At 72.8% G+C, this 25,796-nt stretch carries 25 protein-coding genes and 2 pseudogenes; 19 read left to right on the forward strand and 8 right to left on the reverse strand.

Features of this window, described 5'->3' with window-relative positions; translation table 11 throughout:
• Positions 1 to 174, forward strand: a pseudogene (locus tag ACZ5D2_RS32530) (2-oxoacid:ferredoxin oxidoreductase subunit beta); the annotation flags it as partial.
• Between the two features lie 45 nt (positions 175 to 219).
• Here the strand turns inward: ACZ5D2_RS32530 and ACZ5D2_RS32535 are convergent.
• Positions 220 to 594 carry a winged helix-turn-helix transcriptional regulator gene (locus tag ACZ5D2_RS32535; protein WP_371677168.1) on the reverse strand — a complete coding sequence of 125 codons (375 nt, stop codon included), beginning with the start codon at positions 592 to 594 and terminating at the stop codon, positions 220 to 222.
• A gap of 108 nt (positions 595 to 702) precedes the next feature.
• On the opposite strand from ACZ5D2_RS32535, the gene ACZ5D2_RS32540 reads away from it, so the two are divergent.
• The 3 genes from ACZ5D2_RS32540 (at position 703) to ACZ5D2_RS32550 (ending at position 4,218) form a co-directional block, all read left to right on the forward strand.
• Positions 703 to 1,557, forward strand: a complete 855-nt coding sequence (locus ACZ5D2_RS32540) for an SDR family oxidoreductase (RefSeq protein WP_371677169.1) — start codon at positions 703 to 705, stop codon at positions 1,555 to 1,557.
• A 120-nt stretch (positions 1,558 to 1,677) separates the two neighbouring features.
• Positions 1,678 to 2,697 carry an EamA family transporter RarD gene (gene rarD / locus ACZ5D2_RS32545; protein ID WP_371677170.1) on the forward strand — a complete coding sequence of 340 codons (1,020 nt, stop codon included), beginning with the start codon at positions 1,678 to 1,680 and terminating at the stop codon, positions 2,695 to 2,697.
• A 204-nt stretch (positions 2,698 to 2,901) separates the two neighbouring features.
• Entirely contained in the window at positions 2,902 to 4,218 is a 1,317-nt protein-coding gene (locus ACZ5D2_RS32550; protein WP_371677171.1) for a M28 family metallopeptidase, read from the forward strand.
• A gap of 72 nt (positions 4,219 to 4,290) precedes the next feature.
• On the opposite strand, the gene ACZ5D2_RS32555 is transcribed toward ACZ5D2_RS32550, so the two are convergent.
• The 4 genes from ACZ5D2_RS32555 to ACZ5D2_RS32570 all read right to left on the reverse strand — a co-directional run bounded on the left by ACZ5D2_RS32555 (position 4,291) and on the right by ACZ5D2_RS32570 (position 7,463).
• On the reverse strand, positions 4,291 to 4,707 hold the full coding sequence (locus tag ACZ5D2_RS32555) for a hypothetical protein (protein WP_371677172.1): 417 nt from the start codon (positions 4,705 to 4,707) through the stop codon (positions 4,291 to 4,293).
• Positions 4,704 to 4,907, reverse strand: a complete 204-nt coding sequence (locus ACZ5D2_RS32560; RefSeq protein WP_234333790.1) for a hypothetical protein — start codon at positions 4,905 to 4,907, stop codon at positions 4,704 to 4,706. Before ACZ5D2_RS32560 ends, ACZ5D2_RS32555 begins: the two co-directional genes overlap by 4 nt.
• A 97-nt stretch (positions 4,908 to 5,004) precedes the next feature.
• Entirely contained in the window at positions 5,005 to 6,225 is a 1,221-nt protein-coding gene (locus ACZ5D2_RS32565; protein WP_371677173.1) for a LolA family protein, read from the reverse strand.
• Between the two features lie 227 nt (positions 6,226 to 6,452).
• Positions 6,453 to 7,463: a polyprenyl synthetase family protein gene (locus ACZ5D2_RS32570; protein ID WP_371677174.1), complete on the reverse strand. Its 1,011-nt coding sequence runs from the start codon at positions 7,461 to 7,463 to the stop codon at positions 6,453 to 6,455.
• A gap of 211 nt (positions 7,464 to 7,674) precedes the next feature.
• Here ACZ5D2_RS32570 and ACZ5D2_RS32575 point away from each other — a divergent pair, with 211 nt between their 5' ends.
• The 3 genes from ACZ5D2_RS32575 to ACZ5D2_RS32585 all read left to right on the forward strand — a co-directional run bounded on the left by ACZ5D2_RS32575 (position 7,675) and on the right by ACZ5D2_RS32585 (position 12,365).
• Positions 7,675 to 9,171, forward strand: coding sequence for a peptide MFS transporter (locus ACZ5D2_RS32575; RefSeq protein WP_371681190.1), 1,497 nt, complete (start codon positions 7,675 to 7,677; stop codon positions 9,169 to 9,171).
• Between the two features lie 22 nt (positions 9,172 to 9,193).
• Entirely contained in the window at positions 9,194 to 11,200 is a 2,007-nt protein-coding gene (locus ACZ5D2_RS32580; protein ID WP_468934389.1) for a CocE/NonD family hydrolase, read from the forward strand.
• 100 nt (positions 11,201 to 11,300) lie between these two features.
• On the forward strand, positions 11,301 to 12,365 hold the full coding sequence (locus tag ACZ5D2_RS32585; RefSeq protein WP_468934392.1) for a hypothetical protein: 1,065 nt from the start codon (positions 11,301 to 11,303) through the stop codon (positions 12,363 to 12,365).
• 59 nt (positions 12,366 to 12,424) lie between these two features.
• Here ACZ5D2_RS32585 and ACZ5D2_RS32590 read toward each other — a convergent pair whose 3' ends face one another.
• Together ACZ5D2_RS32590 and ACZ5D2_RS32595 are read right to left on the reverse strand one after the other, a co-directional pair.
• On the reverse strand, positions 12,425 to 12,619 hold the full coding sequence (locus ACZ5D2_RS32590) for a DUF397 domain-containing protein (RefSeq protein WP_468934394.1): 195 nt from the start codon (positions 12,617 to 12,619) through the stop codon (positions 12,425 to 12,427).
• The gene (locus ACZ5D2_RS32595; RefSeq protein WP_391388265.1) at positions 12,616 to 13,452 is read right to left on the reverse strand and encodes a helix-turn-helix domain-containing protein; all 837 of its coding nucleotides are present in this window, start codon (positions 13,450 to 13,452) and stop codon (positions 12,616 to 12,618) included. The genes ACZ5D2_RS32590 and ACZ5D2_RS32595 overlap by 4 nt, the downstream gene beginning before the upstream one ends.
• Positions 13,453 to 13,606: 154 nt before the next feature.
• Here ACZ5D2_RS32595 and ACZ5D2_RS32600 point away from each other — a divergent pair, with 154 nt between their 5' ends.
• Together ACZ5D2_RS32600 and ACZ5D2_RS32605 are read left to right on the forward strand one after the other, a co-directional pair.
• Complete coding sequence (locus ACZ5D2_RS32600; protein WP_371677180.1) at positions 13,607 to 13,798, forward strand: hypothetical protein; 192 nt, start codon at positions 13,607 to 13,609, stop codon at positions 13,796 to 13,798.
• Between the two features lie 88 nt (positions 13,799 to 13,886).
• A complete protein-coding gene (locus ACZ5D2_RS32605; RefSeq protein WP_468934398.1) occupies positions 13,887 to 14,279 on the forward strand; it encodes a hypothetical protein in 393 nt (130 codons plus the stop codon).
• On the opposite strand, the gene ACZ5D2_RS32610 is transcribed toward ACZ5D2_RS32605, so the two are convergent.
• Positions 14,270 to 15,076, reverse strand: coding sequence for an HAD family hydrolase (locus ACZ5D2_RS32610; protein WP_371677182.1), 807 nt, complete (start codon positions 15,074 to 15,076; stop codon positions 14,270 to 14,272). The two genes, ACZ5D2_RS32605 and ACZ5D2_RS32610, sit on opposite strands and share 10 nt — an antisense overlap.
• Before the next feature lie 141 nt (positions 15,077 to 15,217).
• Here ACZ5D2_RS32610 and fahA point away from each other — a divergent pair, with 141 nt between their 5' ends.
• The 10 genes and pseudogenes from fahA (at position 15,218) to ACZ5D2_RS32660 (ending at position 25,736) form a co-directional block, all read left to right on the forward strand.
• Entirely contained in the window at positions 15,218 to 16,447 is a 1,230-nt protein-coding gene (gene fahA, locus ACZ5D2_RS32615; RefSeq protein ID WP_371677183.1) for a fumarylacetoacetase, read from the forward strand.
• A 134-nt stretch (positions 16,448 to 16,581) separates the two neighbouring features.
• Positions 16,582 to 17,352 carry a GntR family transcriptional regulator gene (locus tag ACZ5D2_RS32620; RefSeq protein ID WP_371677184.1) on the forward strand — a complete coding sequence of 257 codons (771 nt, stop codon included), beginning with the start codon at positions 16,582 to 16,584 and terminating at the stop codon, positions 17,350 to 17,352.
• A 31-nt stretch (positions 17,353 to 17,383) separates the two neighbouring features.
• Positions 17,384 to 17,611, forward strand: a complete 228-nt coding sequence (locus tag ACZ5D2_RS32625; protein WP_371677185.1) for a 4Fe-4S dicluster domain-containing protein — start codon at positions 17,384 to 17,386, stop codon at positions 17,609 to 17,611.
• A 23-nt stretch (positions 17,612 to 17,634) separates the two neighbouring features.
• Positions 17,635 to 18,978 (forward strand): ABC transporter substrate-binding protein, encoded by a 1,344-nt coding sequence (locus tag ACZ5D2_RS32630; RefSeq protein WP_468934403.1) that lies wholly within the window; start codon positions 17,635 to 17,637, stop codon positions 18,976 to 18,978.
• Positions 18,975 to 19,811, forward strand: a pseudogene (locus tag ACZ5D2_RS32635) (ABC transporter permease); the annotation flags it as partial. The gene ACZ5D2_RS32630 and the pseudogene ACZ5D2_RS32635, both read left to right, overlap by 4 nt.
• A gap of 179 nt (positions 19,812 to 19,990) precedes the next feature.
• Complete coding sequence (locus ACZ5D2_RS32640; RefSeq protein WP_468934406.1) at positions 19,991 to 20,749, forward strand: ABC transporter ATP-binding protein; 759 nt, start codon at positions 19,991 to 19,993, stop codon at positions 20,747 to 20,749.
• 27 nt (positions 20,750 to 20,776) lie between these two features.
• Positions 20,777 to 23,605, forward strand: coding sequence for a fumarate reductase/succinate dehydrogenase flavoprotein subunit (locus ACZ5D2_RS32645; protein ID WP_468934409.1), 2,829 nt, complete (start codon positions 20,777 to 20,779; stop codon positions 23,603 to 23,605).
• A gap of 58 nt (positions 23,606 to 23,663) precedes the next feature.
• On the forward strand, positions 23,664 to 24,281 hold the full coding sequence (locus tag ACZ5D2_RS32650; protein ID WP_371677190.1) for a hypothetical protein: 618 nt from the start codon (positions 23,664 to 23,666) through the stop codon (positions 24,279 to 24,281).
• Between the two features lie 95 nt (positions 24,282 to 24,376).
• A complete protein-coding gene (locus ACZ5D2_RS32655) occupies positions 24,377 to 24,994 on the forward strand; it encodes a hypothetical protein (RefSeq protein ID WP_371677191.1) in 618 nt (205 codons plus the stop codon).
• A 109-nt stretch (positions 24,995 to 25,103) separates the two neighbouring features.
• Positions 25,104 to 25,736: a Uma2 family endonuclease gene (locus ACZ5D2_RS32660; protein ID WP_468934414.1), complete on the forward strand. Its 633-nt coding sequence runs from the start codon at positions 25,104 to 25,106 to the stop codon at positions 25,734 to 25,736.
• Positions 25,737 to 25,796: the final 60 nt, after the last annotated feature.

A 25,796-nucleotide genomic window follows, 5' to 3' on the forward strand; every position in this document is an offset into this window, starting at 1 on the left:
CTCGCCGACCCCGACACCCTCCACCACACCCCCATCGGCGTCTTCCGCGACACCACCCGCCCCGTCTACGACACCCTCATGGCCGACCAGCTCGACAGGGCCGTCGACCAGAAGGGCAAGGGCGACCTGGCGACGCTGCTCGCCGGCAACGACACCTGGACGGTCGTCGGCTGACCGATACCGCCGGCCGGCCGCAGCCGTACGGAAGCCCGGATCCCGCTACGGGGTCCGGGCTTCGTCGTACGCGACGCGGGCCCGCTCCACCTCGCCGGTGCGACGCTCCGTCCAGCGCGCCAGCGCCCACACCTGCTCGGCGGCCTCACGGCCCAGGTCCGTCAGGGAGTAGTCCACGTGCGGCGGGATCACCGGGCGGGCGTGGCGCAGGACGAATCCGTCGCGTTCCAGGGTCTGTAGGGTCTGGGCCAGCATCTTCTCGCTGACCCCGCCGACCTCGCGGCGCAGCTCGCTGAACCGGTACGAGCGCTCGAACAGGGCGGCGAGCACCAGGACGCCCCAGCGGCTGGTGACGTGTTCCAGGATGCCGCGCGAGGGGCACATGGGGGCTTTGACGCTCACTTCGACACTTACTTCCATACCAGTACCTTACTTTGAAGTGGGTACTTACGAATAGTTAGCGCTCTCCATAGGCTTGTGTCATCACCGCACGAAAGCCCCAGAGACCCACACAGGAGCGTGAGCGTCATGAGCATCGTCGTCACCGGAGCCACCGGATCCCTCGGCCGCCTCGTCGTCGAGGAGCTGCTGGACCGGGTCCCCGCCGACCGCCTGGCCGTCGTCGTACGCAACCGGGAGAAGGCAGCCGACCTGGCCGCGCGCGGCATCGAGGTCCGGGTCGCGGACTACGACGACCCCGCGAGCCTGGCCGGCGCCTTCCGGGCCGGCGACCGCGTACTGCTGATCTCCGGCAGCGAGGTCGGCCGCCGCGTCCCGCAGCACACGGCCGTGATCAAGGCGGCGGAGGCGGCCGGGGTGGCCCAACTGGCCTACACCGGGATCCTCGGCGGGCCCGAGGCGGACTTCGAGCTGGCGGCCGAGCACAAGGTCACCGAGCAGGCGGTCCTCGACTCCGGCCTGCCCTACACCTTCCTGCGCAACGGCTGGTACCACGAGAACTACACCGCGCAGCTGGCCTCGGTCCTGGAGCACGGGGCCGTCCTCGGCAGCGCGGGCGAGGGCCGGATCGCCTCGGCGGCCCGCGCGGACTACGCGGCGGCGGCCGCCGCGGTGCTGACCGGCGAGGGCCACCTGAACCGGGTCTACGAGCTCTCCGGGGACACCGCCTGGAGCCTGGCGGAGTACGCCGCCGAGGTGGCGCGGCAGTCCGGGCGCGAGGTCGCGTACGCCGCCGTCCCGGCGGACGCCCACCTGACGGCGCTGACCGGGGCCGGGGTGCCCGAGGGCTTCGCGGCGATCCTGGTCGACGTGGACGCGGCGATCTCGCGCGGCCGTCTCGCCGGGACCAGCGGGGACCTGGCCCGGCTGATCGGACGGCCGACGACCCCGGTGGCCCGCGCCATCGGCGCCGCCCTGGCCTGAGGAACGCGCGACGGCGGCCGGATGTCATGAGTATCTCGCCGTAACGGGCATGACAGCGGCCCCCCGCGGCGCTACGGTCGTGAGGTTGTGAGATTGGCCGGAAGTCGCACTGGAGGGCCCGTGAAGGCACAGAACGAGCAGCGCGCGGGTCTGCTCTACGGATTCGGCGCGTACGGGATGTGGGGGCTGGTCCCCCTCTTCTGGCCGCTGCTCAAGCCGTCCGGGGCGATCGAGATCCTCGCCCACCGCATGGTGTGGTCAGTGGCGGTGGTCGGCGTCGCGCTGATCGCGCTGCGCCGCTGGAGCTGGATGGCGGAGCTGCTGCGCCAGCCGCGCAAGCTGGCGCTGACCGCGCTGGCCGCGACCGTGATCAGCGTGAACTGGGGCCTGTACATCTGGTCGGTCAACAACGGCCACGTGGTCGAGGCCAGCCTCGGCTACTTCATCAACCCGCTGGTGACCATCGCGCTCGGCGTCCTGGTCCTCGGGGAGCGGCTGCGCCGCCCCCAGTGGGCCGCGGTCGGCATCAGTTTCGCCGCCGTCCTGGTCCTGGCCATCGGGTACGGGCGCCCGCCGTGGATCTCGCTCGCCCTGGCCTCCTCCTTCGCCACCTACGGGCTGATCAAGAAGAAGCTCGGCATGGGCGGGCTGGAGTCGCTGACCGCCGAGACGGCGATGCTGTTCCTGCCCGCGCTGGGCTACCTGCTGTGGCTCGCCGCCGAGGGACGCTCGACGTTCGCCTCACTGGGGCTCGGACACTCCGCCCTGCTCGCCTCGACCGGGCTGGTCACCGCGATCCCGCTGGTCTGCTTCGGGGCGGCCGCGATCCGCGTTCCGCTGTCCACGCTGGGGCTGCTGCAGTACCTGGCGCCGGTGTTCCAGTTCGGGCTCGGGGTGCTGTACTTCCACGAGGCGATGCCGCCCGAGCGCTGGGCCGGCTTCTCCCTGGTCTGGGCCGCGCTGGTCCTGCTGAGCTGGGACGCGCTGCGCAGCTCCCGGCGCTCGCGGGCCCGGCTGGCACAGGCCGCGGGGAACGCGGCGGCGCCCGCCGCGGTACCGGCCGCTTCCGTCGCGGAGCCCGCCCCTCCGGCCGCAGACGCCCCCGCGGCGGGGGCGGCCCCCACCCGTGGGCCCGCGTAACGGCCTTCACTCCTCTCCCCCGGTCCCCGGTACGAAACCTTCGTACCGGGGATCGTCCGTTTACCGAACTCCCTTGACCGGATTCTGGTCTTGACGGACAGTCACGCTCTCACTGAACATCAGGCTCGCACTGGCGCATCATCGTTCACCTGATCGATCCCGCACGTTCCGTCTCATCCCCATACGGAATCACGGAGCCCCCACATGAGCCTGTCCGTCTCCCGGCGCCTGGCCGCCGTGACCGCACTCGCGGTCGCGGGCCTGCTGGCCGCCACCTCCCCCGCCGCGCTCGCCGCGCCCACGGCCGTCACCGCCGCGCCGACGCCGCCCGACATCCCGCTGGCCAACGTCAAGGCCCACCTGGCGCAGTTCTCCTCCATAGCCGCCGCCAACGGCGGCAACCGCGCCCACGGCCGGTCCGGCTACAAGGCCTCGATCGACTACGTGAAGGGCAAGCTGGACGCGGCCGGTTTCACCACCACGCTGCAGACCTTCACCTCCAGCGGCGCCACCGGCTACAACCTGATCGCCGACTGGCCGGGCGGCGACCCGAACTCCGTGCTGATGTCCGGCTCCCACCTGGACTCGGTGACGGCCGGCGCGGGCATCAACGACAACGGCTCCGGTTCGGCGGCCGTCCTGGAGACGGCGCTGGCGGTCTCCCGCGCGGGCCTGCAGCCCACCAAGCACCTGCGTTTCGGCTGGTGGGGCGCGGAGGAGCTGGGCCTGGTCGGTTCGAAGTACTACGTGAACAACCTGCCGGCGGCCGAGAAGGCGAAGATCTCCGGCTACCTGAACTTCGACATGATCGGCTCGCCGAACCCGGGCTACTTCGTCTACGACGACGACCCGACCATCGAGCAGACCTTCAAGAACTACTACGCCGGCCTCGGCATCCCCACCGAGATCGAGACCGAGGGCGACGGCCGCTCCGACCACGCCCCCTTCAAGAGCGCGGGCATCCCCGTCGGCGGCCTGTTCTCCGGCGCCGACTACACCAAGACGGCGGCGCAGGCCCAGAAGTGGGGCGGCACCTCCGGCCAGGCCTTCGACGCCTGCTACCACTCCTCCTGCGACACCACCGCGAACATCAACGACACCGCCCTGGACCGCAACGCGGACGCCATCGCCTACGCGGTCTGGAACCTCGGGGCGGCCACCCCGGTCCCGCCTGGCCCGTCCTTCGAGAACACCGCGGACGTGAACATCCCGGACTCCCCCGGCGCCGCGGTGACCTCGCCGATCACGGTCTCCGGCGTCACGGGCAACGCGCCCGCCACCACCAAGGTCGACGTCAACATCGTCCACACCTACCGCGGTGACCTGGTGATCAACCTGATCGCCCCGGACGGCACGGCGTACCTGCTGAAGAACTCCGGCTCGGACTCGGCCGACAACGTGATCGCCACCTACACGGTGAACGCGTCGAGCGAGGTGGCCAACGGGGTCTGGAAGCTCCAGGTCAAGGACGTGGCGGCGCAGGACGTCGGCTACATCAACAGCTGGAAGATCACCTTCTGACGGACCGCCCTCCGGCAGCCATCCGCCGAATGGTCCGGTCCTCCAGGGCACCCCGACGAGGTGCCGGTGGCGCTACGCGTCCTCGGCCGCCGGCCGCAGCGAGGCGGGCAGGGGTTCCTGGATGCGGGCGCGCAGTTCCTCCGCGACCGCCCCGATGTCCACCCGGCCCAGCTTCGCGGCCTCCACCAGGTCGCCCAGCTCCTCCGGCGAGGGCAGCTGCTTGGCCCCGGCCACCCGCAGGTACGAGCGGGTGGCCGCGGCCGCGTAGAACTCGTTCATCGGGGATTCCAGCGCGGGGCACACGGCGAGGGTGTGCAGGAACGCGGCGGCCCGCCAGGCCGTGTCGGGAGCGGGCTGCTCGGGCACCAGCACCAGGTCGTTCTGGTGCCGGGCGACGGCCGCGGCGACCCCGGAGGGGTCCCACACGGCGGGATCCGACGGCAGATGGTGGGCCAGGGCCGTCCAGGCCCATTCCATGGTGATCTTCAATTGCCGAACCGCTCCTGGAAGTAGCCCCAGTGGTCGGCGAACTCCTCTATGCCCGACAGGAAGGTCTTCCGGTCCTCGTCGAGTTCGCGCTCGGTGACCTCGGTGATCAGCGCGGTCACCGTCGTCCCCAGTGCCGCCGCGCGCGCCTTGAGGCGCTCGTGGAACTCTTCGTCCAGGCGGATGGTGACGTGTCTCGACATGGCGTTCACGGTACAGCGGCCCTGCTGTACACAGGAGCGAAACAGGACAAGGGTGGCCGGGGACACACGTCCCCGGCCACCCCCGTCGGTGGTGCGCCTACTTGGCGGAGTCCGCCGTCTTCACCAGCTGGTCCTTGGTGACCGCGCCGACGTAGACCTTGCCGTCATCGGTGATCAGCGCGTTGACCAGGCGGGTGGAGAAGATCCGGCCCTCGCCGAACTTCCCGGTGACCTTGTCCCCGAGGGAGTTCAGGAACTGCTTGGCCTCCTTCGGCGCGTTCTTGTCCTTCTCGATGTCGCTCAGGTTCTTGCCGGCACCGGTGTCGATGCGCGCGACCGTCGCCCAGCCCTCGCCGAGGACCTTCACATCGCCCTTGCCGCCCTTGCCGTCCGCCCCGCCGGTCAGCGCGTCCAGACCGGGGAAGGCCTCCAGCGGCCCGAACTGCTTGCCGTGCTCCCCGCCCTTCCCGGCGGCCTTGTCCGCGCCCTCGGTCACCTTGGCGCCCTTGGGCGGGGTGAAGGAGAAGGCGTCGGCGGCCGGCTTGGCGAAGTCGACCTGGGTGAAGCCCGCCTCGGCGATCGGCTTGCCGCCCTGGCTGGAGAGCAGCTGGACCCGCAGCGGCACGCCGTTCCTGGCGTCGACGGCGATCCGGACCGAGCCGACGGTGGAGCCGCTCTGCTTGGGCTTCAGGACGAGCTGGTAGGCGTCGCGGCCGGCGACCTGCGCGGTGTCGCCCACGCCGATCTCGGTGGTCGGGCCGGCCTGCTTGATCAGGTCCTGGGCCATCTGCTGCGGCGAGGCCGCGAGCCGGTCGGCCGTCTTCGGGTGCTCCTTGCCCTTGCCCGCGTCCTTGCCGTCGGCCTTCTCGTGGAAGGCCTCGTTGGACTTGGAGTCGTAGCCCCAGACGTCCGTGCCGTTGTGGACGAGGGTGTACTCGTCCTTGCCGTCCAGGAAGGTCAGCTTCTGCCGGTCCGGGCCGTCGGCCGCGACGCGGAAGGTGTGCGTGCCGTTCGCCAGCTGCGCGACCTTGTCCTGCGGGTCGGCCGAGCCGCCCGCGACCCCGCCGCCGCCCAGCAGGCCGGAGGCGAGCGTCGGCAGACCCAGGTCGGTGCTGAGCTTGGCCGTACCGGTGAGCTGCTGGACGTCGGACGCCGCGACCTTCTCGATCAGCTGCTGCGCCGTCACCTTGGGCAGGTCCGGGCCGCCGGCGTTGGCGAAGGCCGGGACCATCGCCACGGTCGCCGCGGCGACGCCCGCCACCGCTACCGGTACCGCGTACCGGGCGGCCTTGCGAGAGGTCTTCGTGTTCGCTGCCATGTCAGTGCCCTGCCCTCTGTGTCTGTGGCGGCGACCCCCGTGTCACCGCGCTCACCCGATCCGGTGGGGTTGATGACTCCATCTGACCAAATGGGCGGGCTCGGGGCGTCAGTCCCCGGAATCAACTGCGCGTACGACCGTGGGATGACACGGAAGGGGGCCCCTCACCCCGGACCCGTAGGGGTCGCCGGGGGCGAGGGGCCCCTTGCGGTGCCGATGGGGACGGCTCAGCCGGCGCGGTGGACCACCGCGTCGCAGAGCTCCTCCAGGGCCGACTTCGCGAAGCACTCCGGCAGCGGGGCGAGCGTGGCGCGCGCGTCCTGCGCGTACTGGATGGTGTCGCGGCGGGCCTGTTCCAGCGCGGGGTGTACCCGCAGCCGGGTGAGCACCTCGGCGAGCCGGGCGTCGTCGCTCAGGTCCCCGTCCAGCAGCCGTACGAGCTCCAGGTCCTCCTCGCGGCCGTCGCGCTCGGCCATCTCCCGCAGCCGCAGCACGGGGAGCGTGGGAATGCCCTCGCGCAGGTCGGTGCCGGGGGTCTTGCCGGACTCGTGGGAGTCGGAGGCGATGTCGAGGACGTCGTCGGCGAGCTGGAAGGCGGTGCCGAGGCGCTCGCCGTACTGGGTCAGGATGTCGACGACCGACTCGTCGGCCCCGGACATCAGCGCGCCGAAGCGGCCGGAGACCGCGATCAGCGAGCCGGTCTTGCCCGCGATGACGTCGAGGTAGTGCGCGACCGGGTCGCGGCCGTCGCGCGGGCCGGCCGTCTCCAGGATCTGGCCCGTCACCAGCCGCTCGAAGGCCTCGGCCTGGATGCGCACGGCCTCCGGTCCGAGGTCGGCCAGGATGTGGGAGGCGCGGGCGAACAGGAAGTCACCCGTCAGGACGGCCACGGAGTTGCCCCAGCGGGCGTTGGCGCTCTCCACCCCGCGGCGCACGTCCGCCTCGTCCATGACGTCGTCGTGGTAGAGCGTGGCCAGGTGGGTGAGCTCCACGACCACCGCGGACGGCACGATCCCGGGCGCGTAGGGGTCGCCGAAGCGGGAGGCGAGCATCACCAGCAGCGGCCGGAACCTCTTGCCTCCGGCGCGCACCAGATGCTGGGCGGCCTCGGTGATGAAGGGGACTTCGCTCTTGGTGGCTTCCAGCAGACCCGCCTCGACGGCGGCCAGTCCGGCCTGGACATCGGTTTCAAGAGCCTGGTCCCGCACGCTCAGTCCGAACGGCCCGACGACGGTCACGAGGGGTACTCCTGTCTGCTGACGATCACGCTGACGATCACCTGGATTGTCGATGTGTCGCTGCCATCACTCAAGCCAGCGTATCCGGTCTGTTTTCGATCACCCAGAGCGCCTGCCCGGTCGCCACGTGCGCATCGCCCGATGCGCACCGGTATGTTCGTAGGGACCCGAAACAACCGGAGAGTACGTTTTGTCCAGAATTGTGACCGATATAGACGAACCCAGGGACCCGGAGGCGGACCAGCCGCCGCCCGGTGACGACCAGGCCTTCCTCGGTCACCCCAGGGGTCTCGCCACCCTCTCCGGGCTGGAGGTCTGGGAGCGGTTCTCCTTCCTCGGCATGCAGGCCATCCTCGTCCTCTACTTCGCGGACACGGTCGCGAACGGCGGCCTGGGGATGAACCCGGCCACGGCCGCCTCCGTCTCGGCGGCCTACGGGACCATGGTCTACCTCGTCTCCGTGGCCGGCGGATGGCTCGCCGACCGCATCCTCGGTTCGTACCGCGCCGTCCTCTCCGGCGGCATCCTGATCGCCTGCGGCCACTACGCCATGGCCGTCCCCACGGCCACCATGACCTGGGTGGGCCTCGGCCTGATCAGCGCGGGCACCGGCCTGCTCAAGCCCAACGTGGCCAGCATGGTCGGCAAGCTGTACCGGACGGCCGACCAGCGGCGCGACGCCGGCTTCGCCCTGTACTACATGGGCATCAACATCGGCGCCTTCGCCGGACCGCTGGTCACCGCCTGGCTCGGCGAGAACAAGGGCTGGCACTGGGGCTTCTCCGCCGCCGCCGTCGGAATGACCGCCGGGCTGGTCCAGTACGTCCTGGGACGCCGCCATCTGGCCGGACGCAAGCACTCCGCCGAGTACGCCCTCGCCCCCGACGCGATGCGCGCCGCCGTCCGGAGGATCGTCGGCGGCTGCGTCGCCCTCGCCGTCATCGCCACCCTCCTGGCGGTCGTCGGCTGGTTGACGATGGGCCGTCTCGTCGACCTCCTCACCCTCGCCTCGGTGATCGCCCCGGTCGTCTACTTCACGCTCATGTTCCGCAGCCCGCGCGTCAGCGCCGAGGAACGCGGACGGCTGCGCCCGTACGTGGTCCTCTTCCTGGCCTCGGTCGCCTTCAACTTCATCCTCTTCCAGGCCTACTCGACGATGATGCTGCTGGCCTCGACGAACGCCCGCACCGAGATCCTCGGCTTCGACTTCCCGGCCGGCTGGTACGCCTCGGCGCTCGGCGCCTTCGAGGTGCTGCTCGCCCCGGTGGTGGCCGCGCTCTGGGCCCGCATGGGACCCCGCCAGCCGCACGCCTCCAACAAGATCGCCATCGGGGTGATCCTGGGCGGCCTGTCCTTCCTGCTGATGGTGATCCCCACCTCGGGCCACGGCGGGGAGGCCTACCGGATGGCCGCCTGGTGGATCGTCGGCTCGTACCTGCTGCTGGGGCTCGGCGACGTGCTGCTGGAGACCTCCGGCATGTCGGCCACCACCAAGCTCGCCCCCAAGGCCTACGCCGGCCAGACGATGGCCCTGTGGTTCCTCTCCCTGGCCCTCGCCAACGGCATCCAGGCCCAGGTGGTCAAGGTCTACGGCACGGTGTCCGACCCCGTGTACTTCGGCGTCAACGGCGCCGTCGCGGTCGCGGCGGGCCTGGCCGTGATCGCGATGGCGCCCTGGCTGCGCCGCACGATGCATCCCGTCCACTGAGGGGACCGGTGAACCCACTCCGATGATCATCCGAACCGACTTTCCGTACGCGACCGCCCACGAGGACGTCCGGATCCCGATGCCCGACGGCGTCGAGCTGTACGCCCGGATCTGGCGCCCGGTGACGGACGAGCCCGTCCCGGCCCTGCTGGAGTACCTCCCGTACCGGCTCACCGACTGGACCGCCCCGCGCGACGCCCAGCGCCACCCCTGGTACGCGGGCCACGGCTACGCCTCCGTACGGGTCGACGTGCGCGGCCACGGCAACAGCGGGGGCCGCCCCGGAGACGAGTACGACGCCCGGGAACTGGCCGACGGGGTCGCGGTGGTGGAGTGGCTGGCCGCCCAGCCGTGGTGCACGGGCGCGGTCGGCATGTTCGGGATCTCCTGGGGCGGCTTCAACAGCCTCCAGATCGCCGCGCTCGCCCCCCGGGCGCTGAAGGCCGTCGTCACCGTCTGCTCCACCGACGACCGCTACGACAACGACGTGCACTACATGGGCGGCTCGGTGCTCGCCGTGGACATGCACGCGTGGGCCGCCACGATGCTCGCCTTCGCCTCCCGCCCGCCGGACCCGCGCTACGCCGGGGACGGCTGGCGCCGGCAGTGGCTGGAGCGGCTGGAGGGGATGGAGCCCCTGATCCACACCTGGCTCTCCCACCAGACCCGGGACGCCTACTGGCGCCACGGAAGCGTCTGCGAGGACTACGGGGCCGTCCGCGCGGCCGTCCTCGCCGTCGGCGGCTGGCACGACCCCTACCGGGACACGGTCCTGCGCCTGGTCTCCGCCCTGCCCGCCTCCCGCGTCCGGGGGCTGATCGGCCCCTGGTCGCACCAGTACCCGGACCGGGGACTGCCGCCGGGCCCGGCGATCGGTTTCCTCCAGGAGACCCTGCGGTGGTGGGACCACTGGCTCAAGGGCGAGGACAACGGGGTCATGGAGGAGCCGCTGCTGCGCTCCTGGATCAGCGAGTCGCACCGCCCCGCGACCGTGTACGAGCGCCTGGAGGGCCGCTGGGTCGGCGACCGGGCCTGGCCCTCCCCGACGGTGGTGCCCGTCTCCTACGGGCTCCAGGGCGCCCCGGTGGTCGTGGCCTCGCCCCAGCACACCGGGCTGGACGCGGGCCGCTTCTTCCCCTTCGGCAACGCCGCCGACCTGCCGCCGGACCAGCGGGAGGAGGACGCGAAGTCGGCCTGCTTCGAGTTCCCGGTGGCGCCGGGCGAGCCGGTGGAGATCCTGGGCCGCCCCTCGGTGACCCTGCGGCTGCGGATGGACGTCCCGTACGGGCAGGTCGTGGCCCGGCTGTGCGACGTCGCTCCCGACGGCTCCTCGACCCTGGTCACCCGGGGCGCGCTGAACCTGTCGGCGCGCCGGGGCCGGGACCGGGCGGTGCCGTGGACCCCGGGCACCCGGGAGGACGTCACCTTCGAGCTGAACGGCATCGGGCACGCCTTCCCGCCCGGCCACCGGATCCGCCTCGCGCTGTCCTCCGCGTACTGGCCGTGGATCTGGCCCCGGGCCGGCTCGGAGGCCGGCTGGACCGTGGACCCGGAGGGCAGCACCCTCGAACTCCCGGTCCGCTCGGGCTCCCCCGCCACCGACTCGGCCATCGTCTTCGAGGCCCCGGAGCAGGCGGAGCCGCTGGGGGTCTCCTACCCCGAGACCCTTGACGGGCCGCGCCCGGAGCGGCTCGTCGTACGGGACGTGGCGCGCGGCACCTGGCGCCTGGAGGTGGACCCCCGCTACGGCGGCACCCGGGTCTACCCGGACGGGCTGGAGTACGAGGAGGAGGCGGCGGAGGTCTACGAGATCCAGGACGCGGACCCGCTGTCGGCGTCCTGCCGCTCGGAGTGGCGGATCCGGCTCCACCGGCCGGAGGAGGGCTGGGACGCGCGGGTGGAGACCCGCTCGGAGATCACCTGCGACGAGGGCGGCTTCCTCACCTCGAACGAGGTGGTGTGCCGGGAAGGTGACGAAGTCGTCTTCCACCGCACGTGGGAACGCCGCCTGCCGCGCACGGCGGGCTAGGGTCCGGGCGCGGCTGCCGGCACAAGTCCCGGTGCGACCGCCGAGCACCGTCGTGGATCGGTGCTCCGCGGTGTCAGAGGGCGCTGGCAGCATCGTCGTCATGGATCTCGTCCGTACCACCCCGCCGCGGCCGCTCGACGTCACCGCCGTCTTCCCCCGACTGGCCCCGCTGGCCCGCACGGCGACCCGGTTGCACCCCCGCCCCGGAGCCCCTTCGGTGCACGACAGTTCGGTCGGCGGGCCCCTGCTGTGGCCCGCCGACGAGCCGTGGCCGCACTGCGACGCCCCGCACGAGGGTGAGGAGCTCGCCCTGGCCGAACTGCGCCTGAAGCAGCGCATCCGGGCGAGCGAGGCGATGCACCCGGACGGTGATGCCCCCGTCCCGGAGTACACGCCCGAGGAGCGAGCGTTCCTGGACCGGCTCAACTCCGACGAGACCTGGCACGACAGCTCGTGGCTGGAGGGCCCGGTCGCCCTGCTGCCCCTGGCCCAGCTCTACGTGCGTGACGTCCCCGTGCTGCGCCCGCCCGCCCGGGGCGGGGCGGATCTGCTCCAGGTGCTGTGGTGCCCCTTCGACCACCCTCCGGAGCACTACATGCCCAGGACCGTGCTGGTCTGGCGGTCCGCGGCCGATGTCACCGAGATGCTCACCTCACCCCCGGAACCGCCCCTGGTGGTCGAGGAATACCTGCCGGAGCCGTGCGTGCTCGCGCCGGAGCAGGTCACCGAGTACCCCAGTCGCGCGGAGTTGAGCAAGGAACTGCGGGAGCAGATCGGGGACTGGAGCCTGTGGCAGGCAGCTGACGCCCATGTGGACAGCTCCTACGCCCCCTACCCGGACGAGTTCTACGGGAGCCACCTGTCCATCGCCCCCGGCTGGAAGGCCGGCGGCTGGCCCATGTGGGGCTACACCGACCCCGCTCCCCGGTCCTGCCCCGCCTGCGGCACCGCGATGGACCCGCTGCTGACCATCGCCACCTTCGAATGGGACAGCAGCAACGGCAGCTGGATCCCGTACGAAGACCAGGCCGCCGCGTCCTCGACCGACCCCCGCTACCGCGACCTGACGCAACCGACCCGGATCCAGATCGGCAGCGGCTACAAACAGCAGCTCTACTTCTGCCCGGCGGCTCCGGAGCATCCCCACATCGAGTTGATGCAGTAGCCGGCCTGAGGGCGGCCGAACGGGCCCCCGGGCTGCCCGCCCGGGGCCCGCCGGGCCGCTCAGACGGCCTTGAGACCGTCGACGAAGGCGGAGAACGCGTCGGCGGTGAAGCCGAGTTCGGGGCCGTCGGTGCGCTTGGAGTCCCGGACGGGGACCACACCGCGCGAGGCGACGAGGTTGGTGGCGACCTCGACGCACTGGCCACCGTTCTCGCTGTAGGAGGACTTGAACCAGCGGGGGGATTCGGTCGTCACGACGTGCCCTTTCGTAGCTGATCGATCATGGCCACAGAAGCCGCCTGCGAGTGCGCTCCGGCCTGCAGTTGATGGTAGGCCGTCAGCATCGGCACCACGGAGTTGTTGTCCCGTTCCAGATGTCCCCGTTGGGCGGATTCGGAGTAGGACATGATCGAGCGGTCGGGCAGCGTCAGCACCGTGACGGGCAAGCTGAGCGGGCGACGCTCTCCCATGTCGAACGGAGCGACCTGGAGGACTGTGTTCGGCAATTCGGCGAATTCGAGCAGTCGCGTGAACTGCTCCTCCATGAGTGCGCGTCCGCCAATGGGGCGACGCAAACAGCTCTCGTCCAACACCACGAACACCAGCGGCGGAGGAGTGCGGAGCAGTGCCGCCTGCCGCTCCGAGACGACCGCGATTCGCTCCCTCGCGTGATCCGCAGTGATGGCCCCTCTCTTGACGGTGCTCTCGGTGACCACCGTCGCGTACTCGGGCGTCTGGAGCAGTCCCGGTATGACGCCGACCTCGTACAGCCGGATCTCCACCGCCCGGCTCTCGTAGCCGAGGAACTCCGGGAAGCCCTCCAGCAGGACGCCGTGCCGGATCTCCCTCCACTGACGTTCGAACGTGTTCTCGGTCCCCGCGGTGCCGAAGACCGCGTCCGCACTGCGCGCGAAACGCAGAGTAGAAATCTTGCGCCCGGTTTCCACCGCCGAGACGTGCGTGCTGGAGTAGCCCAGCCGCTTCCCGAGCTCCTCCTGCTTCCAGCCGCGCTCTTCCCGCGAGCTGCGCAGACGTGCCCCGAAGGCGGCTTCGGGGCCCGCTTCGGGGTTCAACTCCTTGCGATTCACAGGCTCGTGACCGATCTTCCGTTCCGCACTGGCAAGTTGAAGTGTCCCCACCGCCCGGCCACTCTGAACCCGCTTGGTAGTGGCATCGCTACGGAGAGGAACCGCCGTGTGTGGAACGCCCCTTCCCCCGCCCCCCGTTCCCGGAACCCTCGTCGTGGACACCGGCCGCGACGACCGTCTCGGGGAGTTCCGGGGCCTCGCCGGACCGTACTGGGCGCTGCGGCCCGTACGCGGGGGCCCCGAGTGGGAGGCGGAGCCGCGCGAGGTGCGGCTCGCCGACCCCATGGAGCGGCTCCGGGCCGAGATCGCGCGGCGCAACGCCCTCAGCGTGGAGGGCCGGCCGTGACGCCCCGCCTGGAGGCCGTGGCCGTGACCCTCGGGGCCGTCGCCTGGGTCGGCTGCGTGGCCTGGATCGTCGCCCGGGGGTGGGCGTCGTGAGCGGCCCCTGCCGTACGCCCGGCCTCCTGTCGGCCGACCACCTCGACGCCCTCGCGGAGCTCCTCGCCGGGAACGCCCGCGCCCTGCGGGCCGCGCTCGGGGAGGGCCCCGAGCTGCGCTGCGCGCTCGAACGCCACTCCGGCCCCCATATGGACCTGGTCCACGACACCGGCTCCGGCACCGCCCTGTGGGCCCAGTGGCCCGGGCCGGGCGGCGGCGACGACGGGTGGCTGGAAACAGTCGCCCTCCTGCCCGACTGCCCCGCCACCGCCCCCGGCCGCGCCACCGGCTGCTGGGCCTACCTGGCCCACCCCGGCGCGCACACCTGGGAGCTCACCCCGCCGTGGGCCGTCGGACGGAGTCCGGCGCAGCGGCGCGTTCAGGAATAGAGCCGTTCCAGGACCACCGCGATGCCGTGCTCCTCGTTCGAGAGGGTCACCTCGTCCGCGACGGCCAGCAGCTCGCGGTGCGCGTTGGCCATCGCCACCCCGTGCGCCGCCCAGGCGAACATCGGGACGTCGTTCGGCATGTCGCCGAAGGCGATCGTCGACGACGCCGGCAGGTCCAGGACCTCGGCCGCCCGCGCGAGCCCCACCGCCTTGTCGACTCCGGGCGGCTGGAGCTCCACCGTGTGCTCCCCCGCCATCGTGACGTTCACCAGGTCCCCGACCACCGCGCGCGCCGCCCGGGTCAGCTCGTCGTCGTCCAGGTGCGGGTGCTGGAGCAGCACCTTGTTGATCGGCGCCGACCAGAGGTCGTCCCGCTTCCCGACCCGGACCATGGGCAGGTGCGGGTGCCACATCCGGTAGCCCGGCCCCATCAGGGTCTCCCCGTCGAGCCCCTCCTGGTTGACCGCCGCGTAGACCTCGCCGATCTCGGCCTCGATCTTGCCGAGGGCCACCTCCGCGAGCCCCCGGTCCATGGAGACGGAGTGCAGCAGGCGGCCGCGCGCCGTGTCGTACACCTGCGCGCCCTGCCCGCACACCGCGAGCCCCGTATACCCAAGATCCTCCAGGATCTTCCGGACCTGCGGGACGGGGCGTCCGGTGACCACGATGTGCTGGGCTCCGGCCGCGCGCGCCGTGGCGAGAGCCTTGTGCGAGCGGGCGGAGACGGTGTCCGCGGTGCACAGCAGAGTCCCGTCCAGGTCAGTGGCGATCAAGGCATACGGAAGGGCGGAAGTCACGGCGCCAAGGATACGGACCCCATTGGACAAGTCCTACAAATAGCGCCCGAATCCGGCCTCCCACAGACCCCACCAGACACGTAACGTGTCAGCCAGCCCCCGGGACACCCCCGGACCGCATGGAAAGCGAGGCAGTACCCCATGCCCCAGCAGAGCCCCCTCGACGTTCCCGAGGGCGACCCGTTCGGGCCGCACAACCTCCCCTACGGCGTGTTCAGCACCGCGCAGGAGCCGGAGCGCCGCCGCGTCGGCGTGCGGATCGGCGGGCACGTGCTCGACGCCGGGGCCGTCGCCCTCGCGCTCGGATCCCCGTACGCCGGGCTCCTCGCCCAGGGCTCGCTGAACCCCCTGCTGGCCGCCGGCCGCACCGCCTGGCGGGACGTGCGCCGCGCGCTGACCGCCTGGGTGACCGACCCGGGCCACCGCGGGACCGTCGAGCCGCACCTGCTGCCGCTCGACGCCGTCACCCTGCACCTGCCGTACGAGGTCGCGGACTACGTCGACTTCTACGCGAGCGAGCACCACGCCACCAACGTCGGGAAGATCTTCCGCCCGGACGGGGACGCGCTGACCCCGAACTGGAAGCACCTGCCGATCGGTTACCACGGCCGGTCGGGAACGATCGTGGTGTCGGGCACGGACGTCGTGCGGCCCTCCGGGCAGCGCAAGGCCCCCACCGACGCGGCGCCCGTCTTCGGGCCCTCCGTCAAGCTCGACATCGAGGCCGAGGTCGGCTTCGTCGTCGGCACCCCGTCCGAGCTGGGCCGCCCCGTCGCGCTCGGCGACTTCGAGGACCACGTCTTCGGCCTCTTCCTCCTCAACGACTGGTCCGCACGCGACGTCCAGGCCTGGGAGTACGTGCCGCTCGGCCCCTTCCTCGGCAAGTCCTTCGCCACCTCCGTCTCCGCCTGGGTGACCCCCCTGGAGGCCCTGGACGCGGCCCGCGTGGCCCCGCCCGCCCGGGACTTCCCGCTCCTGCCCTACCTCGACGACTCCGCGGCCGACCGCCCCGGCGGCTTCGACCTGCGCATCACCGTCTCCATCAACGGGCAGGAGGTGGCGCGCCCGCCGTTCGCCTCGATGTACTGGACCGCCGCCCAGCAGCTGGCCCACATGACCGTCAACGGCGCCTCGCTGCGCACGGGCGACGTGTACGGCTCCGGCACCGTCAGCGGCCCCGAGGTCGACCAGCGCGGCTCCCTCCTGGAGCTCACCTGGAACGGCCGCGACGCCATCGAGCTGGCCGACGGCAAGCGCACCTTCCTGGAGGACGGCGACACCGTCACGCTCACCGCCTGGGCCCCCGGCGCCGACGGCACCCGCGTCGGCCTCGGCGAGGTCACCGGCCGGATCGTGGGCTCCGCCCGCTAGACCCCTCCGGCGGGGTGGCGGATCTTCCCGCCGCCCCGCCGGAACCGCAGGTCAGAGCCGGTGCGGCGCGGCCCGTTGGTGGCGCAATACTGCGGCAACACCATTGCCCCCGCACCCCCGGTACGTTCCCTGCCATGCCAGCCGAACGCACCTCCGCACGCACCGTCCCGGTCGCCGCCGCGCGCCGCCGGCGGCTGCGCGCGGACCAGGCGCGCCAGCTGGCCGACCTGCTGCGCCACCAGATCCTGGCCGGCGCCTTCCCCGCCGGCGTGCTCCCCCTGGAGGACGCCCTCGCCGCCGAGTACGGCGCCGGCCGCAACACCGTCCGCCAGGCCCTGGACCTGCTGCGCGGCGAACGCCTCGTGGAGCGCCGGCCGGGCGTGGGCACCGTCGTCGTCTGCGAGAAGTACCCGCACGGGCTGGACCGGCTCCAGGGCCTCGCGGAAACCCTGCGCGAGCACGGCGAGGTCACCAACGAGGTCCGCACGGCGGGCCCCGTCCGCGCCCCCGCCCCCGTCGCCCGCCGCCTCGGCCTGCCCGAGCACGCCGACGTGCTCTACGTCGAACGGCTGCGCCTGCTGAACGGCCTGCCGCTCTCCCTCGACCTCACCTACGTCCCCCTGGACATCGGCGCCGCCCTCCTGGACTGCGACCTGGAGCACACCGACGTGTTCCGGCTGCTGGAGGAGCTCACCGGACAGCCGCTCGGCCACGCCGAGATCACCGTCGAGGCCGTCAACGCCGACGCGCACTCCGCCGCCGTCCTCCAGGCCCCGCGCGGGGCCGCCGTCCTGATGCTGGAACGGCTCACCCACCTCGCCGACGGACGCCCCGTGGACCTGGAGTTCATCCGCTTCCGCGGCGACCGCATCACCATGAGCGGCCTGCTGCGCCGCGCCCTGTGACACCGCCCTCCCCTTCCTCCTGGAGACAGCCATGCCCGTGGTCCCCCAGCGCGGCGACGTGCCCGTGACCATCGACGAATCGCTGTGCATCAGCGGCTGCACCCTCTGCGTCGACATGTGTCCGCTCGACTCGCTCGCCATCCGCGAGGAGGACGGCACCGCGTACATGCACGTCGACGAGTGCTGGTACTGCGGACCGTGCGCCGCCCGCTGCCCCACGGGCGCGGTGACCGTCAACATGCCCTACCTGCTCCGTTGATACCGGCGAAAGGCACCCCCGTCGTGCGTACGAGAACCCTGGCGCCCGCCCTCGTCCTGCTGCTCGCCCCGCTCGCCACCGCCTGCGGACAGGCCTCCGGGGCCGACACCGCCAAGACCGTCACCGTGACCGTCGGCTACCAGTCCAAGACCATCAACACCGTCACCGCCGGCACCCTGCTGCGCTCCCTGGGCTACTTCGAGCAGGAGCTCGCCGCCCGCGGCCGGCGCGAGGGCGTCACGTACCGGGTGGACTGGCAGGACTACGCGACCGGCGCCCCGATCACCGCCCAGATGACCGCCGGGAAGGTCGACATCGGCTCGATGGGCGACTTCCCTCTGCTCATCAACGCGGCCCGCGGCAAGGAACTGAAGCAACCCACCCGGCTCGTGTCGGTGACGGGCTACAACCTGCGCGGCGGCCTCAACACCATCGTCACGGCGCCCGACTCGAAGCTGGAGTCCCTCGCCGACCTGCGCGGCAAGAAGGTCTCCACCAGCGTGGGCTCCGCCGCCGACGGCACCCTCGTACGGGCCCTGCGGCGGGCCGGGATCGACCCCGCGAGCGGCATCCAGAAACTCAACCAGCAGCCCAGCGTGGGGGCTTCGGCCCTCCAGGCGGGCAGCGCCGACGCCCTCTCCCAGTTCGTGGCCTGGCCCGGGCAGCTCGCCTACGAGGGCAAGGCCAAGGCCCTCTACGACGGCGCCGAGCTGAACCTGCCGACCTTCCACGGGGTCACCGTCCGGGAGAGGTTCGCCCGGCAGCGCCCCGGCGTGGTGGACGACTTCCTGCGTGCCCAGCAGCGGGCCACGGAGCACCTGCGGACCGAACCGGTGGCCTCCGCCGAAACGGTGGCCAAGGAGACCGGCCTCCCGGCGGAGGTGGTCTACCTCTACAACGGCGCGAACGGCATCGCCACCTTCGACCCGGCCCTGCGCCCCGAGCTGATCGAGGCGCTCAAGCAGGACGTGCCCGTCCTGAAGGACGCCAAGCTGCTCGGTGACGTGGACGTGGACGCCTTCGTCGACCCGGAGCCGCTCGGGCGCGTCGCGGCGGCCGGCCCGCGCTACGGGCTCGCGGCGGGCGCCCGGCCGGAGCTGTGGCTCAAGGGGCGGTCCTCCACGCAGCCGTACGCCACCCCGCGCGAGCTCCTGCGGGCGGCGCGCGGCGCGGACGTCAGGGCCGCGTACGTCCCCGACGCCGTGACCGGCACCCTCTGGTTCGCCGACCGCGCGGTATGGGTCACCGAGGGCGGCGATCTGCGCGCCTTCGTCACGGCGGCGGGCGCGAGGGCGTACACCGAGCGGCACCAGGACTCCGGGGCGCGGACCGTGAGCTACGCCGAGGCCGTGGAGCTGGCCGGATGAGCGCCGGCCGACGGGCGCTGCGCGCGGCCTCGCTGCTGGCGGCGCTCGCGCTGTGGCAGGCGCTGACCTCGCTGGACGTGAACCTGTGGCTGCGGTTCGAGCAGTTCCCGACGGCCGGGGAGGTGGCGTCGAAGCTGGTCGAACGGGCGGCGACGGGCCCGTACTGGCAGGACCTGGCGGACAGCCTGCGCCGGATCGTGACGGGCTTCGCGCTCGCCGCCGTCCTCGGCGTGACGGCGGGCACCGCGGTGGCCCGCTCCCGGCTCGCCTCGGACCTGCTGACCCCGGTGCTGGAGGTGCTGCGGCCGGTCCCGGCGATCGCGCTGGTGCCGGTGGCGATCCTGCTGTTCCCCTCCAACGAGCAGGGGATCGTCTTCATCACCTGCGCGGCGGCCTTCTTCCCGGTGCTGGTCTCGACCCGGCACGCGGTGGCGGCGCTGTCCCCGGTGTGGGAGGAGGCGGTCCTGACCATGGGCGGGAGCCGGTGGCGGGTGCTGTTCTCGGTGGTCCTGCCGGGGGCCCTGCCGGGGATCTTCGGCGGACTGTCGGTGGGGGTGGGGGTCTCGTGGATCTGTGTGATCTCCGCCGAGATGATCTCCGGCGAGTACGGGGTCGGGTACCGGACCTGGCAGGACTACACGGTGGTGGACTACCCGGGCGTCTTCGTCGGCATGGCCACGATCGGGGCGCTGGGCTGGCTGACGTCGACCCTGGTGGAACGGACGGGCCGCCGCCTGACCCACTGGCTCCCCTCCCGCGAGGCCCCCGCACCGGCCCGCCCGCGGCCCCGCCCGGAGCGGACCGAGGCCGGGCGGATCCCGGCCGGGCGGGACCCCGACGGGCGGATCGCGGCCGGGCGGGACCCCGACGGGCGGATCGCGGCCGGCGTGGAGGGCGGCGTGGAGGGCGGGGGCCGGGGGCGGTCCGCCCCCGGAGCCGCCGGGCACGTCCTCGCCGGCCGTCCCCACGACCACGGGCCCGTCCCGCGGAGCAGCGCACGAGAGGTGGCCCCATGAGTCCGTCCGATGTCGCCGCCGGGCCCGCCGGCGCCGTGCTCGCCCTGCGCGGGGCGCGGCTCGGGCACCGTGGGGGCGTGGTCCTCGACGGGGTCGACCTGACGGTCGAAGCCGGTGAGGTGCTGGCCGTCGTAGGCCCCTCCGGATGCGGGAAGTCGACCCTGCTGCGGACCCTGGCCGGGCTGCTGCCGCCGCTGGGCGGGGCCGTCGAACAGGACGGACGGCCCGTCACCGGGCCGGACGCCGACCGGGCGCTGGTCTTCCAGGAAGACGCCCTGCTGCCCTGGCGCACGGTACGGGCCAACGTGGAACTCCCCCTCGCCATCGGCCGGCCCGACCTCCCGGAATGCCCCGGCACCCCCCGCGAGCGCCGCAGGCGCACCGCCGAGGCCTGGCTGGCCCGGGTCGGCCTCGCCGGGCACGCGCACAAGCTCCCCCACCAGCTCTCCGGCGGCCAGCGCCAACGCGTCCAGCTGGCCCGCGCCCTCGTCGCGCGGCCCCGTGCCGTCCTGATGGACGAGCCCTTCGGGGCGCTCGACGCCCAGACCCGCGCCGGCATGCAGGACCTCCTCGTGGACGTCCTCGCGGGCACCGGGGCCACCGTCGTCTTCGTGACCCACGACGTGGACGAGGCCCTGCACCTCGGCGACCGCGTCGCCCTGCTGGGCAGCGGCGAGGTGCTCCCCGTACCCCGTCCGCGCGACCGGGGCGCCGACCGCTCGGCGCTGCGGCGGCGGATCGTCAACTCGCTCTGAACTCCCGAACCCCGAAGGACACCCACCGTGGACATTCCCGCGATCGGCGACGCCGAGGAACTCTCCTGCGACGTCCTCGTCATCGGCGGCGGCACCGCCGGCACGATGGCCGCGCTGACCGCCGCCGAGCGCGGGGCGAGCGTCCTGCTGCTGGAGAAGGCCCACGTGCGCCACTCCGGCGCGCTCGCCATGGGCATGGACGGGGTGAACAACGCGGTCGTGCCCGGCCGCGCCGAGCCCGACGACTACGTCGCGGAGATCACCCGCGCCAACGACGGCGTCGTCGACCAGTCCACCGTCCGCCAGACCGCCACCCGCGGGTTCGCGATGGTGCGGCGGCTGGAGTCGTACGGGGTGAAGTTCGAGAAGGACGAGCACGGCGAGTACGCGGTCCGCCAGGTGCACCGCTCCGGTTCGTACGTGCTGCCCATGCCGGAGGGCAAGGACGTCAAGAAGGTGCTCTACCGGCAGCTGCGGCGGCGCGAGATGCGCGAGCGGATCCGGATCGAGAACCGGGTGATGCCGGTCCGCGTGCTCACCTCCCCGGACGACGGCCGGGCGATCGGCGCCGCCGCCTTCAACACGCGCACCGGTGCCTTCGTGACGGTCCGGGCGGGCGCGGTGATCCTGGCGACCGGCCCCTGCGGGCGGCTCGGTCTGCCGGCCTCCGGATATCTGTACGGGACGTACGAGAACCCGACCAACGCCGGTGACGGCTACGCCATGGCCTACCACGCGGGCGCGGCGCTCACCGGGATCGAGTGCTTCCAGATCAACCCGCTGATCAAGGACTACAACGGGCCGGCCTGCGCCTACGTCGCCAACCCCTTCGGCGGCTACCAGGTCAACCGGCACGGCGAGCGGTTCGTGGACTCCGACTACTGGTCGGGGCAGATGATGGCGGAGTTCGCGGCCGAACTCGCCTCGGACCGGGGGCCGGTGTACCTGAAGCTCAGCCACCTCCCGGAGGAGTCGGTGTCCTCCCTCGAATCGATCCTGCACACCACCGAGCGGCCGACGCGCGGCACGTTCCACGCGGGGCGGGGCCACGACTACCGCACGCACGACATCGAGATGCACATCTCGGAGATCGGCCTGTGCGGCGGGCACTCGGCGTCGGGCGTCCGGGTCGACGACCACGCCCGCACCACCGTGCCCCGGCTGTACGCGGCCGGGGACCTGGCCTCGGTGCCGCACAACTACATGATCGGGGCGTTCGTCTTCGGGGACCTGGCGGGGGAGGATGCCGCCCGGTACACGGCGTACGAGGGCGAGCTGCCGGCCGGCCAGGTGGCGGCGGCGCACGAGCTGGTCTACCGTCCGCTGCGGCATCCGGACGGGCCGCCGCAGCCGCAGGTGGAGTACAAGCTGAGGCGGTTCGTCAACGACTACGTCGCCCCGCCGAAGACGGGGGCGAAGCTGTCGCTGGCGGTGGAGGCCTTCACCCGGATGAGCGGCGAGATCGCGGAGATGGGCGCGCGGACCCCGCACGAGCTGATGCGGTGCGCGGAGGTGTCGTTCATCCGGGACTGCGCGGAGATGGCGGCGCGGGCCTCGCTGACGCGCACGGAGTCCCGCTGGGGGCTGTACCACGAGCGGCTCGACCATCCGGAGCGCGCCGACGAGGACTGGCTGTACCACCTGGACCTGCGCAAGGGGGCTTCGGGCGGGATGGAGTTCACCGCCCGGCCGGTGGAACCGTACGTGGTCCCGGTCCCGGAGTTCACCCCCCGGGGCGGCCCGTCGCGCCCGCTGGGGGAGACGGCCCTGACACCGGTGGCGGTGGCGGGACCGGCGGGACCGGCGGGACGGCCGGGCGCGGCGGGCCCGGTGGGCGCGGACGGCCCGGCCGGGCAGGCGGCCGTGGCCGGTGGGGCTGATGGGGCTGATGGAGCCGGTGGGGCGGTGCCCGGGGACGGGCCCGCGGGGGTCACCTCGCCCGGCGGCTCGCCGCGCATCCTGGAGCTGCTCGCGCTCGCCGAGGAGACCCCCGACCTGGCGACGCTGCGCCCCTACCTCGACGACCCGGACCCGGCGGTGCGGGCCGCGGCCGTCGCCGCGGTCGGGGAGACCGTCCCCGCCGGGGCGGGCCCGGCGCTCGCCGACCGGCTCGGGGACCGGGCCGCGCCGGTACGGGCCGCCGCGGCCGCTGCGCTGCGGGAACTGCTGGAGGTCCTGCCGGGCGACCCGGCGCTGCGGGCGGGGCTGCGCGCCGCCCTCGCGGTGCCCGACGGCGTGGTCCGGGCGGCGGCCCTGGAGGCCCTGCGCGCGCTGCGGCTGGGCGACGCCGCGCTGTACGCGGCATCGCTGACCGACCCCGAACCGGAGGTCCGCGTACACGCCGTACGGGCCCTGGTCTCGGTGGACGCCGTCCGGGAACTGGCGACGGCCACGGCGGACCCGTCCCGGGAGGTCCGCGTGGCCGTGGCCAAGGGCCTGGCCTCGCTCACCCCGCCCACCGGGCCCGACGGGTCCCCCGGGCCGGAGCCCGCTCCCGTGCACGCCGCGCTCGGGGCCCTGCTGCGGGATCCGGATCCCGTCGTGCGGGGGGCCGCGCTCGGGGCGCTCGGGGCGGTCGGGTGCCCGCCCGGGTACGCTCCGGCCGCCGTGGCGGCGCTCGCGGATCCGGCCTGGCGGGTGCGGGCCGGGGCGGCGGCGGCGCTGGCCGCGGCGGCGCCCTCCACCGCGGTGGCCGCCCTCGCCGGGGCCCTGGCGGATCCCGAGGCCGACGTCCGCAAGGCCGCCGTGCTGGCGCTGCTCGCCCACCGGGACGCCCCGGGGGCGCGGGCGGCGCTGGCCACCGCGGTCGCCGACACCGACGCCGACGTCCGCGCGTACGCCGCCCGAGCGGCCTGACCACCCGTACGCTCCCCCACCCGTGGCGGGGCCCGACGGGGCGGGTGACGCTGCTCGCATGCCCCCTCGCAACGCGAAGCTCATCCCGCTCGCCCTCGCGGCCGCGGCGACGCTGGCGGCCGCGCCGTCGGCCGCCGCCGCCGCGCCCGCCCCGCCGGCCCCGCCCGCCGGGCCGTCGTCCCGGCTCGCGCCCTCCGCCCAACTGGCCCTGACCTACCGGGCGACCGCCAAGTACCACCGGCACAGCGTCGGCGTCGCCGACGGGTACGTCCCCGACAAGTACTGCGTCATGAACCCGTCGGGCGGCGCCGGCTCCCTCGGCTACCCGCACTTCAACCACGCCTACGACGGCTCCGTCGACCCGGCCAGGCCCACCGCCCTGCTCTACGAGGGCGACGGCAAGGGCCGGTGGCGCCTGGCGGGCCTCGAATGGATGGTCGTGGACAAGGACGGCCTGGTGGAGACCGACGACGACCGTCCGTCCCTGTTCGGGGAGCCCTTCCGCGGCCCGCTGCCCCCGCGCTTCCCGGGGCAGAAGGTCCACTACTCGCTGCACCTGTGGCTGTGGAAGGACAACCCCGCCGGACGCTTCGAGCCCTTCAACACGAAGGTCACGTGCCGCCCCGGCACCACCCGGCCCCGCCCGGCCGCCCAGGCTCCCGCCGCCACCCCTTAGAGGAAGCGGCGCCCCCGTTCGGAGGCCCGCCGGGTGCAGGCCGTACGAACCACCGCGAAGGTGGATGAAACGGCCCCACCCCACCAGGAGTTCCGATGCCCGTTCGCAGCCTGAAGCCCGTTCTCGCCTGCGCGGCCGCCGTGTCGCTCGGCCTGGCCGCCGTGCCGGCGGCCCACGCGGTGGACGGCCCCGCGCCCGACCCGCGCAACCGGCAGGCCATGCGGGACATGGCGACGGCGATGGCGGTGACGGCGAAGTACGTGGACGAGCGGGAGGCCATCAAGGACGGGTACGTCCCGCACGGAGAGGCGTGCATGAGCAACCCGTTCGGGGTCGGCTCCATGGGCTACCACTACGTCAAGGAGGCCTACTGGGGTTCGAAGGACCCCGCCAAGCCGACCGCGCTCCTCTACAGCTACACGAAGGACCGCAACGGCCGGCGCAAGCTCCAGACCGTGGAGTGGATGTCCACCGACCGCGACCAGGACCTGACGACCACCGACGACCGGCCCAGCATGTTCGGACTCCCCTTCGACGGGCCGATGCCCGGCCACTGGACGGGCATGCCCAAGCACTACGACCTGCACATGTGGGCGTACGAGAAGAACCCGGCGGGCCGCTTCCACAACTGGAACCCGGCCCTGCCCTGCCCGAACAAGCCCCCGCAGGTACCGGGCGCCGCCAACCCGTCGACGCACGCGCACGGCCACTAGGCGGCACCGACCGACGTCGTCAACTGCCTCCCGCATATGACTCACCCGAATGGACGGGGTTCCGCGATTGCCCGGCGATACGCTGGTCGCACTCGCGAGACTCTGCCCCATGGGAGCACTGATGAGCGTCGAATCCGCAGCGCCGCAGCCTGAACCAGAACCGGGGCCGCGCTGGCCGATCCCGCCTGCGGGCGGCTGGACCGCGGACGACCTGGACACGCTTCCGAATCTGCCTCCGCACACGGAGCTGATCGACGGGAGCCTGATCTTCGTGAGCCCGCAGAGCGTCTTCCACGAGCGGGCCATCGACTTGTGCAAGTGGCAACTGCAATCGGTGGCCCCTGACGACTTCGAGGTCTTCCGCGAATTCACCATCGACATCGACAAGCTGAATCGGCCCGAGCCGGACGTCGTCGTCGTGCGCGCGGATGTCGTCGATGCTCTGGAACAAACGCGATTCCCCGCCGGGGCCGTGGTTCTGGCCATCGAAGTGGTCTCCCCCGACTCCATCGGGCGTGACCGCGAAACGAAGCCGTTGAAGTACGCCAGGGCCGGGATCCTCCACTTCTGGCGTGTGGAGAACAAGGAAGGCCGGGCCGTGGTCTACGTCTACGAACTCGATCCCGCCACCCGCAAGTACGTGGCCACCGGCATCTTCCACGACCGCCTGAAGGTCTCCGTCCCCTTCCCCGTCGATCTCGACCTCGACGCGATCACGCCGAAGCGGCCACGGCCCGAGTAGCCGTCCGCCCACGCGAAGGGCCCGGCTCCGAGGGAGCCGGGCCCTTCCGCGCGGACCGGG

It is taken from the genome of Streptomyces sp. NPDC031479, from assembly GCF_055581065.1.

Bases quoted from the DNA above. Each gene is read 5' to 3' on its own strand.
- ACZ5D2_RS32565 (WP_371677173.1), bottom strand. From the start codon at position 6,225: ATGGCAGCGAACACGAAGACCTCTCGCAAGGCCGCCCGGTACGCGGTA.
- ACZ5D2_RS32650 (WP_371677190.1), top strand. From the start codon at position 23,664: ATGCCCCCTCGCAACGCGAAGCTCATCCCGCTCGCCCTCGCGGCCGCG.
- ACZ5D2_RS32540 (WP_371677169.1), top strand. From the start codon at position 703: ATGAGCATCGTCGTCACCGGAGCCACCGGATCCCTCGGCCGCCTCGTC.
- fahA (WP_371677183.1), top strand. From the start codon at position 15,218: ATGCCCCAGCAGAGCCCCCTCGACGTTCCCGAGGGCGACCCGTTCGGG.
- ACZ5D2_RS32550 (WP_371677171.1), top strand. From the start codon at position 2,902: ATGAGCCTGTCCGTCTCCCGGCGCCTGGCCGCCGTGACCGCACTCGCG.
- ACZ5D2_RS32580 (WP_468934389.1), top strand. From the start codon at position 9,194: ATGATCATCCGAACCGACTTTCCGTACGCGACCGCCCACGAGGACGTC.
- ACZ5D2_RS32620 (WP_371677184.1), top strand. From the start codon at position 16,582: ATGCCAGCCGAACGCACCTCCGCACGCACCGTCCCGGTCGCCGCCGCG.
- ACZ5D2_RS32625 (WP_371677185.1), top strand. From the start codon at position 17,384: ATGCCCGTGGTCCCCCAGCGCGGCGACGTGCCCGTGACCATCGACGAA.
- ACZ5D2_RS32655 (WP_371677191.1), top strand. From the start codon at position 24,377: ATGCCCGTTCGCAGCCTGAAGCCCGTTCTCGCCTGCGCGGCCGCCGTG.
- ACZ5D2_RS32585 (WP_468934392.1), top strand. From the start codon at position 11,301: ATGGATCTCGTCCGTACCACCCCGCCGCGGCCGCTCGACGTCACCGCC.
- ACZ5D2_RS32560 (WP_234333790.1), bottom strand. From the start codon at position 4,907: ATGTCGAGACACGTCACCATCCGCCTGGACGAAGAGTTCCACGAGCGC.
- ACZ5D2_RS32535 (WP_371677168.1), bottom strand. From the start codon at position 594: ATGGAAGTAAGTGTCGAAGTGAGCGTCAAAGCCCCCATGTGCCCCTCG.
- ACZ5D2_RS32640 (WP_468934406.1), top strand. From the start codon at position 19,991: ATGAGTCCGTCCGATGTCGCCGCCGGGCCCGCCGGCGCCGTGCTCGCC.
- ACZ5D2_RS32660 (WP_468934414.1), top strand. From the start codon at position 25,104: ATGGGAGCACTGATGAGCGTCGAATCCGCAGCGCCGCAGCCTGAACCA.